Raw genomic sequence first — 14435 nt, 5'->3', positions numbered from 1 at the left:
AAATCCGGCGCGGTTTGACCGCGCCGGATTTTTTTGCCCTCTTGTGAAACATTTTCCGCCGGGCTAGGATATTTACAGTGAAATGCATTTCAAGGAGACACGCTATGATGACAGAGCAAGAGTTCACCCCCCTGGCCCGGCGGTACATGGACGCCGTTTTCCGGCTGGCGTTCCACTACACCAAAAGCCGGGCGGAGGCGGACGACATCACCCAGGAGGTCCTGTTCAAGCTCTACCGGGCAGATAAAGCATTTGAGAGTGAGGACCATGTGAAGCACTGGCTGCTGCGGGTGACCATCAACGCCTGCAAAAAGGCGGTGCTGTCCCCCTGGCGGTGGGCGGAGCCCATGGAGGATCACACCCCCGCCATCCCATTCCCCAGCCCGGAGCACAGGGAGCTGATGGACGCGGTGCTGGCTCTGCCCGCCAAGTACCGGATACCCATCTACCTGCACTATTACGAGGACTACTCCTGTGACGAGGTGGCCGCCCTCCTGCATATCCCAGGCGCCACGGTCCGAACCCGCCTGCGGCGGGCCCGGGCTATGCTGAAAACCAATCTTCAGGAGGCTGAGAGCGATGTTTGACAAGAAAACCTATCGGGAGGCCGTGACCTCCCTCCACGCCTCCGGGGAGATTCTGCAGGAGGTAACAGTTATGACACATCAGGTAAAAAAGCCCTTCCGGCTGTCCCGGGCCATTATCCTGGCCGCCGGTATCACCGCCCTGTGCGGGGCGGTGGCTGTGGCGGCGGTGGGCTTCATCCGCTATGAAAACCCGGTCAATCTGCTCCAGGCCTTTTTTGGAGAGAACGTAGAGTCCCATGCCGGTATCGTGGAATACAACGAATACGGCAAGCTCATCACCAACATGCCGGCCTGGGAGCGGCTCCCCCTGGACGAGAGCGTGGCCCAGGAGCTGGTGGCCCCCTACCTGTTCGCCGTGAGTGAGCAGGCGGTATATGGAGACTACACCCTGACGGTGGAGGCCGGGCTGTACGACCCCAGTATAGGCGCGGGCCTGCTCTACTGCAAGGTGGAAAACCCCGACGGGGTGAGCGGCTACGAGGTGTTCCCCAACGGGGAGCTGTGGTGGCCGGAGGACGCTCCGGTATTCGCCAGTACTAACGCTGCCGGCCGGACCTATCTGGACACCGCCTCCACCACCGACACGGAGCTCTGGCTGTACACCTATTTCGTCACCGACTTCATCACCGACGCTTCCAACCTTCAGGTGTCCATCGGCGACGGCCAGAATCGGCTGGATATGGCCACGGTGGCAGTGGCCCTGCCGGAGGACGGCGGCCCGGCCAGCGTGGAGCTGGCAGAGGGTGCCATTATCCTCTCGCCCATCGGCATCCGCATCGACGGGCCTGCCCTGGGGCTGCCGGTGGATTCCGATATCGACCAGATCGTGCTCCACTACGCCGACGGCTCGGACTACGTGCTGGAGGATGAGGAGGCCTTTGTGTCCAACCGCACCTACGGCTTCCTGGATATGGAGCAGGGGGCGTTTATCGACACCTTCAACCGCATCGTGGACACCACGGCCCTGACGTCGGTGACCGTTGAGGGCGTGGAATATCCGCTGTCCGGCTGACAAGCAAAAAGAGTCCCTGTTTTCCCGAAAGGAAAACAGGGACTCCGGGCAATCACGGTTCCACGTCCAGGATCTGCGCCTCGGCCACCGGCGCATAGTTCTGATCCAGGTAGAACACCTTGACGGAGGACGCGGCCTCTGTATCCAGCCGCAGTTCCACGGCGCCGGGAACAAAGGCCTTCAGCGACACCGGAGAGAGGGCGGAATCCAACATCCTGCCATCGGCATCGTAAGCGGCGGCGGCCACATAGCCGGCGGTGTCCTCAAACCCGGGGTCCAGCACCAGGGCTGTCACCGTGTCCTGCCGCAGGCTGGCAGACAGGGTGGGCAGATGGCCCTGGCGGGATTGGAGGAACTGGAACAACTCCAGATTGAAGCAGCTGTGGCGGCGGTACTGCACCAGCTCCGCGCCGCCCACCACGTTGAAGCTCTCGTCATACAGGGAAATGGCCAGGAAAAAGTCGTTGTCCAGCCAGCTCAGGCCGTGGGCGTCCAAACTCTTGATGGTATCGTCGTAGTAGCGATATACCGACTCCCGGGAACCGGTGGCCTGCTCGAAGCGGACCAGGGCTCCGGCGGGGGCGTATTCCTCAATCAGCGCGGCGTAATTCTCCACGATCCCGGCGTTTGCCTGGTATGCCACAACATCGGACTCGTAGGTGACATTCTCCGCGTCGATCCGGATCTCATAGACCCGCTCATAGCAGTTGGGGCAGAGCATGATCCGGCTGGTCTCTTTCAGGCTGACATTCTCCTTCTCCGTACCCGCCAGATGGGCGTCATACTCCGTGGGGAAATACCAGCGCTCCACTGCGTAGGATTCCGGCAGCAGCAGGTCCATCCCCGCCCAGTGTACAAAGCGGGTATCCCCCGTGGGACTGGTCACAGTGATGGCCAGGGTCTCCGTGTCCTTTTTCAGGGTAACAGAGATCTTTTTCTCACTGGTAGCGTAGGGATAGTATTCCGAAAACTTGTTGCTGGTCTCATAAGACCGGTCTGAAAGATCTTCTGTGTAAAGTATCTCGCTGTCGGAGGAAATGGTCAGGGTGCAGGCGTCGGAATCCGCCAGATAGAGATCAAACTGAGTACCGGCGGGGATACCCCCTGTCATTACAAAGGGCTGATGGGTATCAAAATAGACCCCGATGCCATAGATTTCCGTGGGATATTCCGGGCGGAACATGCCGTGGTTATTCATATCTATGTGCATGCCAGGCGTAACGGTGCAGATATTGGCGTAGACAAAGGGTCCCTGAGCCCAGTTGTGGGAGATCTGCACATTGGAAGCGTACTCCGCCATGGCCGGATCATAGATGGTGTGGATCTCCTCCATGGTTTCTTCTTTGTCGGGCTGGATACCGACCTCGGCAAAAAGGAACCGGTCCTCGTCCTGCCCCAGGATGGTCTGGACAATGCGCTCCAGCAGGGCAACGATGTCCCCCATGTCATAGTCCGGCGGCTCCAGGCCGGTGCTCAGGCTCATATTGTCCGCCTCCCAGAAGGGGGTGAAGGACAGGCAGGCCCCGGGTACTTCCCGGTACCGCTGGGCCAGCAGAGCCCAGATGGCCAGCACCTTCTCCTGCTCCACCGGATCGAGGAACAGGTCCAGGGAGGCCACGGAGGTGCGGTCCTCGTAGTCAAACATGTACCAGCGGCCCGGCAGAGACTCCAGGCAGAGATTCAGATGGATGTTGCTGCGGACGGCGGCGGCCACCAGCCGGTCCAGCCGCTGCAGCATCCGATAGTTGACAGTAAGCCCCGGCTGGTCCGCCTCATCGGCAAAGAAGCTCTCATAGCGCAGATTGAGGCGCACGCAGTTATAGCCCCAGTTGGCGCTGTCCCGGATCAGGCCCTCGGTCTCCAGCACGCCGCCGGCGGAAAAGTCCTCTGCCGTGATGGGGAACACAAAGCCCTTGAGCTGGGGCAGCTGGGAGATGTCTCCCACCGCCGTCTCCGACGCCCGCTCCAGCAGCTCCGGGTACAGGATGCTGGGGTCGGCCCGGGTGGCCAGGGGATCGTTCAACTCCACCTCAAAATCCCCGGGAATGCAGTCGTACAGCCGGGCCACGGCGCAGATGGCGTCCTCCACTGTGAGAGGGTCCTGATTACGCATGCTCTCGGCAAAGAAGTCGTAGGCAATGATCTGCCGGTCGGAGAAGTCGGACTTGTACCCGGTCATCCACATCATGGCCGCGTTTTCCTCGCTGGGACACTCCAAGCCGTTCACCAGGATGGGTTCCTCCTCCTTGAGGGCATCCGGGTAGAGGGGGACCAGGCTCTGCCGGTCCCCGTCCCAGTAGTCCCCGCCGAAGATATCGGGAAACAGAATGGGCCAGTCGCCGCCGTAGGAGTACTGAGAACCCTGGTTATCCAGGCTCAGACCCAGGGCCATGGCCGCATAAAAGACCATGGGGTATGCCTGGAACCGGAGCAGCGGCATGTCGTGGGTGGAGACCTTCCGGGTGAAGTAGGAGACCTGGTCCGGGGCGCAGCGCTCCACCAGTCCCAGCAGCAGCTCCCGGAGCTGACCCGAGGTGGCTGTTGCGGCGGGATCCAACTCCCGCATCTGCTCCGGCGCCAGGCCCAAGTCAAAGGCACGGCGGTAATCCGCGGGAGTGGAGGCTCGGCCATAGGGTTCGGCGGTCCAGAGATAGGCGGCCTGAAGGTCGCCGTCAAAATCGTAGGCGATGTCCAGGGCCTGGGCCACGCTTCTCAGGCTGAGCCAATCCTCATCATGGGTACCGCCGGCCGCCGCGGCCAGAGGCTCCGGCAGATCGTCTGGATGCACATACCAGTCGCCGTCCTCCAGCCGGGCGGCGGCCCAGTGTACGTCGCCGTCCACCACAATGCGGACGGCATGGAGGGACGCGTCGCCGGACACGGCCCGGGCTACAGGCCGCAGACACCCGCCCGCCAGCGCCAAGACCAGCAGCAGCACAATACCCCGCAGGCGCACAGAACCATCACTCCTCTGTTATGCTGATGTGTTTAGCGTAACATACCCGGAGTAATTTGTAAAATAATTTAGATCGTCAGCTCTCCTGCCAAGCGAGGCGCAAACTGTCCTCCAGAGGGAACTCCAGCAGCCTCTCCCCTCTCCGCCGCTCCTCCGTCAGGGCCACGGCGGTGACGGCACAGTTGCGGTAGGTCCTGTAATAATAGGTCCCGGTATCGGCATTGATGCAGCAGGAATACCGGGTGATATCCCACCTGCCGCCGGAAGTGCGCACCGCCCCCCGAGGCATGGCCACAGCCTCCAGCAGGTGGAAAAACTGGCTGACGCTGTGCGCCTCATCGGGTGAGCAGACAGAATTGGCCTTGCAGAAGGCGGCCCGGACATATCTGGAGGCGGGGGACCAGTCCCCCGGCAGGCCCATCGCCCCCATACCCTGGCCGAAGGGGGGCAGCTCCAGGGCCGGGTTCAGGGTGTTGTCCGGCTGGGCGGCGGACAGGCCGCGGTACTGGCTCAGGTTGGCCAGGTGAAAGGGAAAGGGCGGGTTGTTGGTCAAAACTCCCACCGGGTCGGAATACACTCTGACCCCCTCCTCCATAGGCTCGGCCACAAAGGCTCCACGGCGGTCGGCAATGTGCCAGTGGAGGGGAGCCAGGGGCATGTTCGGCCGGAAAGGAACCCCCAGCAGGGGGATGCGCTTTATCCCCTCCACCGCCTGGGCCGCCGTTTCACAGCTGCCCAGCAGATAGGGGATCAGCTCCCAGGGGGCCAGGGCCGCCCCGCCTTTCCACGTTTGAGGATAGTGGGCGTTGCCGGGAAAATGGAGTCCGGCCAGATAGACTCCCGCCTCGTTCACCCCCTCGGCGTACAGGGGATAGCCCTCCGCCACACGGGCCATGCCGATGATGGCCTGGTGAGTCTTCAGACCAGGCATGCTGCGAAAATTCAGTGGGAACTGGCGGGGTGTTATGACTACTCTCTCCCCAAAGTCATATTCAAGATCCAAATTACGACCCGTATAGGTTTGCAGCGTAGTAAGCACAAGGCTGGTACACACGGCGGTCCCCTCCTTTTCCCTCAGTATAACCGAAGGCAAAAAAATTCCCTGGGCAAAGCCCAGGGAATTTTTTACATCTTTTCCGGAGCGGTAACTCCAATGAGGTCCAGACAGTTGGCGATAACCGCCCGGACGGTATCCGCCAGCTTCAGCCGGGCGGCAAGCACATGGGCCTCCTCTCCCTTGATGCGGCAGGCATTGTAGAACCGGTGGAAATCGCCAGCCAGGGTAATGAGGTAGCGGTTGACGTGGGAGGGGTCGTAGTCCCGGGCGGAGAGCCGGATGATCTCGGGCAGCTGGGACAGAGTCTTGATGAGGGCCTTCTCCTCCGCAGCGGCAAGCAGGGCGGCGTCCACGTTGGCGGCATCGGGTACCAGGGCGCCCTCCTCCGCCAGGCGGCTCACCAGGGAGCAGATGCGGGCGTGGGCATACTGGACGTAGTACACCGGGTTGTCGGAGTCCTGCCGCACCGCCAGGTCCAGGTCAAAATCCAGGGCGGAGGTGGAGGCGCGGGAGTTGAAAAAGAACCGGGCGGCGTCCACGCTGACCTCGTCCAGCAGGTCCCGCAGGGCGATGGCCTTGCCGGAGCGCTTGGACATGCGGACGGGCTGGCCGTCCTGGAGCAGATTCACCAGCTGCATCAGCACCACCACCAGCCGGTGGGAGCCGTCCAGGCCCAGGCCGTCCAGGGCGGCCTGAAGCCGGGCCACATGACCATGGTGGTCGGCGCCCCAGATGTTGATGGCCTTGGCGAAGCCCCGCTGTTCCAGTTTGTTGCGGTGGTAGGCGATGTCGGCGGCAAAGTAGGTGTAAAACCCGTTGGCCCGCCGCAGCACGTCGTCCTTCAAATCCAACTTGTCCACCTGCTCCTGGCTCTTGCCCTCGGCCAGATACTTCTGCTTGAGCAGGGCGGTGGTATTGAGCCACAGGGCCCCGTCCTTCTCATAGGTCCAGCCCTTGTCCGCCAGCAGGCCCACCGTCTCGGCCACGTAGCCGCTGGAGTGGAGTCCGGACTCCAGGAACCACTGGTCGTACTCAATCTGATACCGGCGCAAATCGGCCTTCATCTTGGGGATGTTCACCGACAGGCCGTACTCCGCCATGGCCGCCTGCCGCTCCTCCTCCGGCTTGTCCTTCCAGGAGGGGCCGTGCTGGTCATAGAAGGCCTGGGCCAGCTCCCTGATGTCGTCCCCGTGGTAGCCGTCCTCGGGGAAGGGGTAGTTCTCCTCCCCCAACACCAGCTGGAGATACCGGGCATCGATGCTCATGGCGAACTTGTGGATCTGGTTGCCGGCGTCGTTGACGTAGAACTCCCGCCACACGTTATAGCCCGCCCGCTCCAGCACGGCGGCCAGGGCGTCCCCCAGCACGCCGCCCCGGGCGTTGCCAATATGCATGGGGCCGGTGGGATTGGCGGAGACGAACTCCACCATCACCTTTTCCCCCCTGCCCTCGTCCACTGCGCCGTAGGCACTCCCTTCGGTCTGGATGTCACGAAGGACCTCCCCATACCACTTGCTGCCCAGGGTGAAGTTGAGGAAGCCGGGGCCGGCGATCTCCACTTTGTCAAAAAAGGTACCTGTCAGCTCCAGATGGTCCACAATAGTCTGGGCAATCTGCCGGGGGGCCTTGTGGAGGGCCTTGGCCCCCGCCATGGCAAAGGAGGAGGCATAGTCCCCGTGGGTGGGGTCCTTGGGAATCTCAATGGTGGCCTTTACCTCCGCGCCGGCGGGCAGCAGCCCCGCCGCTGCGGCCCGCTCATAGGCCGCCTGGGTCAGCTGGGCGACCTGCTCCCGGGCCGCCTGGATCATATTGGACATCTGCTATCACCATCACTTTTCTTCGTATTTCTTTTCTTTGACCACTATTGCTTGATGGACAGGCCCTTTTGCCGCACCTGGATGCGGAACAGGTTCTCCCCCGCCACCGCGTGGTCAATTTCGATGGCGTAGTCAATTTCAATGCTGCCGCCGGCGGCGTCCAGCTCCGCCTTCATCTTCCTGGTGCTGATCCCCACCGCCAGGGCGCCGTAAGGGGTGTTGTACATGGATAAATGCCGCCGCCCCTCCTCAAACACCATCTGGGAATTGACCTCTCCAATACGCAGCAGCGTCACCCGGTCCCGCTCAATCTGGAAGGTGGTCAAGGTCCCCTCCAGGCCGGTGAGCTCACTCTCTTGATAGCTCAGGGTGTAGCCTTCCGCCCCGTCTGGCTGGAGACAGCCCTCCGTCACCAGTTCTATCGTCTCCTCCTGGGCCTGCTCAAAGCTCTGCCTGCCCTGGATGGAGATAATCACGTTGTTTTCCATGGTATGTCTTACCTCGCCCCGTCTGTCTGCAAATTGCAAAATATTATACCCAATCCGGGCCAAAATGTAAAGAGGCCGCCCTCAGTATTGACTGATATCCACCTGTCCCACCGACTCGGTCACGTCCCAGCCCAGGAAAATGGAGGCCAGGTGGGAAAAATCCTCCTGCCGGTCGCTGACAAAATAGCGGTACCGGCCCGGCCCGGCGCTGGGGGACAAGGCGTCCGACTGCTCCAGCATCCCGGCCACCGCCCGGGCGCCCTCCGCCCCGGCGTTGATAAGGGTGACCTCCGGCCCCATGCAGGCCGAAATGACCCCCTCCAGTAGGGGATAGTGGGTGCAGCCCAGCACCAGAGTGTCCACTCCCGCCTCCCGAAGGGGGGCCAGATACTCCGCCGCCACCGTCTCTATCACCACATCCCCCCGCCGGAACCGGCCGTTCTCCACCAGGGGTACAAACAGCGGGCAGGCCCGGGCCAGCACCTGGGCGCCGGGGTTCTCCCTGTGGATCAGCCGCTCATATGCCCCGCTGCGGATGGAGGCCTGGGTACCGATAAGCCCGATCCGCCCGTTTCGGGTGGCCCGGGCGGCGGCCCGGGCCGCCGGCGCCACCACCCCCAGCACCGGGATAGGGTTCTCCGCCGTCAGCACGTCCAGGGCGGTGGTGGATACGGTGCCGCAGGCAATAACAATGGCCTTCAAATCAAAGGTGCGCAGGAAGGCCACATCCTGCCTGGCATATTTTACAATGGTGTCCGCCGAGCGGCCGCCGTACGGCACCCGGCCGGTGTCCCCAAAATACACAATATCCTCCCCAGGCAGCAGGCGGCGCAGCTCCCGTACCGCCGTCAGGCCCCCCAGGCCGGAATCAAACACGCCGATGGGTCTTTCGTCCAAGACCATCCCTCCTATGGTTTTGTTCCGCGTCTATTCATGATATGCGAAAACCCGCCATAAAGCAAGGACATTTCCTCTAAAAATAAGGGAATTTCCCGCCCTGCTCCCGTTCTTTTTTCTCCGGCTGGTTTGACATTTCGCCCGCTCTGACTATAATAGGATACATAGGACCCCTGCGGCATCCCATGTCATCACAGCGAGGAGGGTGTGTACTGTGAAGCTGGAACTGACAACCAAACAATTCCGCCGCCTGCTGGATATGGCGTATATCGGAAACTGGATTCTGAACTCCACCCGGGGGGATGACCGGTTCCAGGACTATGACCAGGTGGAGAGCCTGCTGTTCGCCAAGGCCAGGGAGCTGGGCATGACCACACTGGCTGAGGACTGGCAGGGTGAGGTGGTTCCCTCCCGTGCTTTTGCCGAGGGGGGCATCCATGAGGCCATTATGGAGTATGAAAACAATGTGTTCTTCGACATTCTGGCGGAGGATCTGGCCCGGCGGGATATGGACGACGCCCCCATCGACGAGAGCAATTATGACGAACTCACCAGCCGTATTGACGCCTATATCGCAGAATTTGAGCAGCACGGTACCGACAACATCCTGGTGGACAGCGATCAGCTGTGACCAGCAGACAGCGCAGGACCCCCGGCCAGCCGCCGGGGGTCCTGCTTTTTCCCGCTCAGTTCATCCAGCAGACGGATTCCTCTTCTCCAGGTGCGGCGGGGACGGTCCGCGTGGTAACGGCGGCGGTGCTGGCCCCGGTCAGCTCCAGCTTCCCCACGTATGTTCCCTTGAAGGACAGGCTGAAGCTGCTCTCCAGCGGAGTGGAGGACAAGTCAAAACAGAGCTCCGTGGGGACGGCGCCCGGAATGCCCACACGTCCCCCGCAGTCCATGCTCTGGAGCTTGCCCCCCACCGTTTTGGCCTTGAGCTCCAGGTCCACCTCAGGCAGCTGTGCCTGGCCGGTGAGCAGATCCACGATGCTCACCTCGCCGTAGTCCATGCCCAGCGCCTGCATCCGCGCCTCCAGCGTGGGCAGGTCCATACGGGCGGAGTAGGTCACGGTGCTTCCCCATTCCTGCCTGGAAAAATTCTCGTCATCCAGAAACAGCCGCAGGGGCAGCACGGCACCGGTCACCACTTCCCAGGGGCTCTCTCCATAGTACCAGCCGCTGCTCCTCTGCTGCTCCACCAGGAGGCTGCCCAGGGTAACAGACTCACCGCCTCCCAGAAAACTGCTCAGGCTCACCCGCTGAGCATCATCCAGCCGGATGCCCGCCCACTGGCCCGCCTCCAAGTCGCTGCTGAGCTGGAAGATTTCACCGCCCCGGACATATACCGTCCCCTCTCTGGCATTGAGAATCATGCTCAGCTGCTCGCCGTCCGCCTCATGGATCAGCTCCAGGGACTCGGCGGGCAGAGCGGAAAAAACCGTGTCCGCCAGCTCTCCCAGATCCACATCCAAGGTCAGATCGGCGCTCACCCCGTCCCGGTTCTGGAGGGTCTCCACATCCAGGGACAGGGAGGCGCTGTCATTCCCCTTCTCTCCGTACAGGGTGCCGGTGAGGGTGACGCTGCCCTTGCCGGCATAGGTCTTGTCCCAGTCCACCGCCGCCATGGAGGCGGCAATCAGCTCGTTGAGGCAGGTGAAGTGGCTGTCCACCTCCGCCTGGAGGGCAGCCCAGTCGGTGAGGTAGGCCACCTCATAGAAATCGTCCCACACCACATCCAGGCCCAGGGCCTCCGCCGCCGCCCGGACGGGAATATAGACCCGGCCATCCACCGCAACCGGCGCCGCTCCCATATCGGCCCGGCCCAGCTTGTCCCCTGCGGTATAGGACAGGGTGGCCTCCCCCAGACGCATGATCAGGGTATCCCCCGCCGGGGTAGTCGCGGTAATCAGGCCGTCCTGGTAGTCCACCTGAGCGCCCAGCCCCTCCAGCAGGGGCCGGAAGGGTACCAGAGTCCGGCCATTTTCCGCCATGGGTGCCAGGCCGCCAAAGTCCAAATAGGTCCCGTTCAGACTCACATTGATTCCCTCGGGGTAGGGCATCCCCATCTCCCGCTTTTCCTCCGTGAAATAGTCCTCATACTCGTTCTCGCCATAGTGGTTCATGTACCAGGTGTTATTGTCCAGGTAATACTGGTCCATGGGCAGCCAGGCCCATGCCTCATAGTCCCACCAGTACTGGTTCCACTCCTCCTCGCTCCAGTTCTCCTCGGCGGCATCCTTCTGCTCCTGACTCCAGGTGTGCCAGGGGCCGTACTGCTCGTACAGGCCGGCGGTATCTTCTTCCGCCGCCCAGGCGGGTGCCAGGCAACCCAAAAGCATCAAAATTGTTAAAATTATGCAGATTTTCCGATTCATAATGCCTCCTCCTTTGTCTATTTTCGATAAATTTATGGTAGCATACTTTTTCTCTCTTGTCCACACTACAGAAAAAAGCTCCCAGTTTGAAAAAGGTATTGATTTCACGGGAAATTGAAAATCTCCGTCGATTCGACGGAGATTTAGATAGATAAGAAAAGAAGCCCTATCCAATTTAGGATAAGGCTTCTTTGATTTCCAATCAATGCTGATGAATTGCAGTCCTCTTAGCTCTGAGTGTTAACTCTATTTTATTTCAAAATTTGCATCGTAGTTTTCCTTGTCATAATCGCCAGAACTACGGAAGTCCATAAATTGCTTGACGATACGATACTGCCCTTCCGGTAGGTTGCCGTATAACCAATCCCAAGATAACACAATTTCGCAATCTGTGTCCATTTCTACCATATAGGCTTCGTCTGTCCACGCTACATCAGCCTTAGCAACATAAGGCACATCTTCCCAGGTATCCCCATTTAGAGACTGGATTTTATACGCTGACCCATACCGCAATTCACCGGACGGATTGCCGCCAGACTGGGAAATTACCAGTGTGGCACCAGCGGGAGTGACATTTTTAGCAGACAGGCTTAGCCCCCAGTCGTCTGGCTCTAATTCACCATACTGATTGAGAATGCTATTTATCATTTTCATTTCTTCATCGGTGGCAGCCATGCTCCGCTGATTTTTATTATCATTGAATGTACCGCAAGTGGAATGGTAGTTATACGCTTCACCATCCGCTGTTGTAATCACGCAATCGCTTGCACACTTTGTTAGGCTATCCGCCCAATTACCATTATCAAGTATATCAGAAATTGTTGATCTATCTTCCTGTGAGAGTGCCTTTGCATCGTCTGTACGCCCTATTTTAACGGTCCACGCGTTGTTGTTACTGTCGTGAATCATTTCATCAGGTGTTTTTGATGCTATTTCATTATTGACACTTGAAGTGTTACCTGCTGAAGTGGCAAGCTTGTCTGACTGTCCATTGTTCATACATCCTGCAAGAACGAACATTGTTGTTAATGCTAAGGTCAGTGCTATTAACTTTTTCATGTCTATCCCTCCAATCTAAACTGTGTTTCTATTGATGTAGACGCAAAACAATTCCATATGTTCCCTTTTTATTACCATAAGATATAAAAAGGCTTCCTGCAAGGTATCATTGTCAGCTTGCGGCCAGCTGCCTATGTATGATACCCTATCTGGACGCATGTGCTTAGTGTCCAACATCAGAGAACGTTGTAAAAGACCTTCTCAAGTAAACGGGTAGTAGAACTGTTCGGAGAGGTAGGTATATATCAACTAAACTTTCTGCTTGATAGACACACATGTGTATGTCCTCCAAAGGAATGTACTGCCTCGAATTGCTGAAGTTGTACTTCCTAGGCCCAAATCACAAAAATGTCTCTCTAAATGTGTGCAAGCGTTACAAAAAAGAGAAGTAGCCATAAGCATCGAGAAAATACCTGCTGCTTATGGCTACTTTATCGTTGGGGACTGCTATTTAGTAAAACCGACGGACTTTTTTCATCAACACTTAGCTTGAACAGGAACGAAAAGCTGAACGCCCAGCCGTATTGGAGACACACAGCAGAACAGATTGCTGCCCAGCAGGCAGCGCAGGCTCAGCAGGAAAATAAGCACCAGATTGGCCGCCGCCCTGGAGCGGGCCATCCCCCACTTGTCCGTTCTGCCCAACAATGTCGGGAAATCTCCACACATTGCCTAAGACAATGGCACGCCCGGCGGAGATACGCGCAAAACTCAGCTGGGAGGCATATGAGAATACCCTACAGCCAGTCGTCAATCACATCCCGCAGCGCCACCGGGGAGACCGCGTTGCGAATCAGCAGTTCCATCAGCCGGTCGATGCGTTCGGTCCGGATGGTGAGGTTCTCCACCGACGCCTGATCTCCGTTCTCCCCCACAATCTTCACCCCGTAGCTCTCGCAGGTCAGCCCGCCTACCGGCATCTCCCCTACCAGTATGTAATAGCGATACCCGTGGGTCCGGCCCTCCTCATCCATGGCCTGACAGCTACCCACCAGCAGCTCCCGCATATGCTTCGTCCCCTTTCCAGTGTTCTATGACTTAATTATACAATATTGCCATAAATTGTAAAGCAATATTGTTCGTGGGGTTTCGTCATGAATCGCGGGGCGGGGCGGTCAGGGCCCTCTCAGTTCCGCCCGGGTATACAGCAGTACCGCCCCCAGCACCACCACAGCGCCCAGCAGCTGCATGGGGGTGGGGATCTCCCCGAACAGGGGGACCGCCAGGGCGCCGGAGCAGACCGGCTCACATAGCTTGGCCGCCGAGACGTAGGCCGGGGAGAGGTATTTCAGGCACCAGCTGAACAGGCTGTGGCCCATCAGGGTACACAGCACCGCCAGGCCCAGGCCGATGAGCCATTCCCGGCCGCCGTATCCTGCCAGAGGGGTGCGGGAGAGGACCGCCATCCCCAGCAGGGCCAAAAAGCAGAAGAGGTAGGTGAGGAAGGTGTAGATGGTGGTGGAGAGGTGACCCCGCTGCACTTTTCCGATCAGGGTATACAGGGAGACGAAAACTGCCGCCCCCAGAGCCAGCAAATTGCCGTAGAGCCGGCTGCCCTGGCCCCCGCCGGCCAGGGCCAGCAGGGCGCTGCCCCCGAAGGCCAGCAGAACGGCGACCACCCCCAGGGGAGGGATGCGGCCCTTGAGGAAGAGGGCGAAGCCCAGGGCGGTGAAGATCACCTCGGTGGACACCAGCACGGTGGATACCGCCACCCCGGTCCATTTCAGCGACTCGAACCAGGTGAGAAAGTGGAGAGCCAGGCATAGTCCGCTGGCGGCACACAGCAGGATGTCCCGCCGTCCCACCCGGAGCAGCTCTCCCCGAAATCTGGTGAGCACCGGCGCCAACAGCAGCGCCACCGTCCAGCCCAGGCGATACATGGCTGTGATCACCGAGGGGGCCTGGGAGTAGCGCACCAGAATGGCGGAAACCGATACTCCCAGCACACCCAGCAGCAGCACCGCCCCGGGATGCTTGTCAAACATGTTCTTCCTCTCCTCCCACAGGCAGAAAGGCACCGGCCAGGGGATCCTGGCCGGTGCCTGCGTAAAACCGGATAACTTACTTCGCGGCCTTGGCGGCGCGGATGGCCTCGATGAGCATGGGGGTAACCTTGTACAGGTCGCCGCAGATGCCGTAGGAAGCCACGTCGAAGATGGGGGCGGACTCGTTCTTGTTCACCGCGAT

The 14435-nt window shown here is 59.8% G+C and carries 12 protein-coding genes and 1 pseudogene; 3 read left to right on the top strand and 10 right to left on the bottom strand.

The genetic code is table 11. The annotated features are described in order from the left end of the window. Nucleotides 1-104: 104 nt before the first annotated feature. Both Q0J74_RS06710 and Q0J74_RS06705 read left to right on the top strand, forming a co-directional pair. Nucleotides 105-587 carry a sigma-70 family RNA polymerase sigma factor gene (locus tag Q0J74_RS06710; RefSeq protein WP_297212501.1) on the top strand — a complete coding sequence of 161 codons (483 nt, stop codon included), beginning with the start codon at nt 105-107 and terminating at the stop codon, nt 585-587. Beyond that, entirely contained in the window at nt 580-1599 is a 1020-nt protein-coding gene (locus tag Q0J74_RS06705) for a hypothetical protein (RefSeq protein ID WP_297212498.1), read from the top strand. Before Q0J74_RS06710 ends, Q0J74_RS06705 begins: the two co-directional genes overlap by 8 nt. Nucleotides 1600-1651: 52 nt before the next feature. Here the strand turns inward: Q0J74_RS06705 and Q0J74_RS06700 are convergent, their stop codons facing one another. The 5 genes from Q0J74_RS06700 to murI form a co-directional block, all read right to left on the bottom strand. Beyond that, nucleotides 1652-4555 (bottom strand): hypothetical protein, encoded by a 2904-nt coding sequence (locus Q0J74_RS06700; protein WP_297212496.1) that lies wholly within the window; start codon nt 4553-4555, stop codon nt 1652-1654. Nucleotides 4556-4631: 76 nt separating this feature from the next. Further along, the gene (gene bsh, locus Q0J74_RS06695; RefSeq protein WP_297212504.1) at nt 4632-5594 is read right to left on the bottom strand and encodes a choloylglycine hydrolase; all 963 of its coding nucleotides are present in this window, start codon (nt 5592-5594) and stop codon (nt 4632-4634) included. An 86-nt stretch (nt 5595-5680) separates the two neighbouring features. Further along, nucleotides 5681-7429 (bottom strand): arginine--tRNA ligase, encoded by a 1749-nt coding sequence (gene argS / locus Q0J74_RS06690; protein WP_297212494.1) that lies wholly within the window; start codon nt 7427-7429, stop codon nt 5681-5683. 44 nt (nt 7430-7473) lie between these two features. Next, nucleotides 7474-7917, bottom strand: coding sequence for a DUF1934 domain-containing protein (locus Q0J74_RS06685; RefSeq protein ID WP_297212492.1), 444 nt, complete (start codon nt 7915-7917; stop codon nt 7474-7476). A gap of 81 nt (nt 7918-7998) precedes the next feature. Beyond that, the gene (gene murI / locus Q0J74_RS06680) at nt 7999-8814 is read right to left on the bottom strand and encodes a glutamate racemase (protein WP_297212490.1); all 816 of its coding nucleotides are present in this window, start codon (nt 8812-8814) and stop codon (nt 7999-8001) included. A gap of 214 nt (nt 8815-9028) precedes the next feature. Here murI and Q0J74_RS06675 point away from each other — a divergent pair, with 214 nt between their 5' ends. Continuing rightward, complete coding sequence (locus tag Q0J74_RS06675) at nt 9029-9445, top strand: hypothetical protein (protein ID WP_297212489.1); 417 nt, start codon at nt 9029-9031, stop codon at nt 9443-9445. Between the two features lie 55 nt (nt 9446-9500). Here the strand turns inward: Q0J74_RS06675 and Q0J74_RS06670 are convergent, their stop codons facing one another. The 5 genes and pseudogenes from Q0J74_RS06670 to Q0J74_RS06650 form a co-directional block, all read right to left on the bottom strand. After that, nucleotides 9501-11189: a copper amine oxidase N-terminal domain-containing protein gene (locus Q0J74_RS06670; RefSeq protein ID WP_297212487.1), complete on the bottom strand. Its 1689-nt coding sequence runs from the start codon at nt 11187-11189 to the stop codon at nt 9501-9503. 246 nt (nt 11190-11435) lie between these two features. After that, entirely contained in the window at nt 11436-12248 is an 813-nt protein-coding gene (locus Q0J74_RS06665; RefSeq protein ID WP_297212485.1) for an immunoglobulin-like domain-containing protein, read from the bottom strand. A gap of 737 nt (nt 12249-12985) precedes the next feature. Continuing rightward, nucleotides 12986-13255, bottom strand: coding sequence for a DUF6514 family protein (locus Q0J74_RS06660; RefSeq protein WP_297212483.1), 270 nt, complete (start codon nt 13253-13255; stop codon nt 12986-12988). A 108-nt stretch (nt 13256-13363) separates the two neighbouring features. Next, nucleotides 13364-14233: a DMT family transporter gene (locus tag Q0J74_RS06655; protein WP_297212481.1), complete on the bottom strand. Its 870-nt coding sequence runs from the start codon at nt 14231-14233 to the stop codon at nt 13364-13366. Between the two features lie 76 nt (nt 14234-14309). Next, nucleotides 14310-14435, bottom strand: a pseudogene (locus Q0J74_RS06650) (electron transfer flavoprotein subunit alpha/FixB family protein); the annotation flags it as partial.

Source organism: uncultured Flavonifractor sp. (genome assembly GCF_944387675.1).
Taxonomy (GTDB): Bacteria; Bacillota; Clostridia; order Oscillospirales; family Oscillospiraceae; genus Flavonifractor.
The sequence above is the reverse complement of the archived record's forward strand: the minus strand, read 5'-3'. Positions and strand labels throughout refer to the sequence as shown.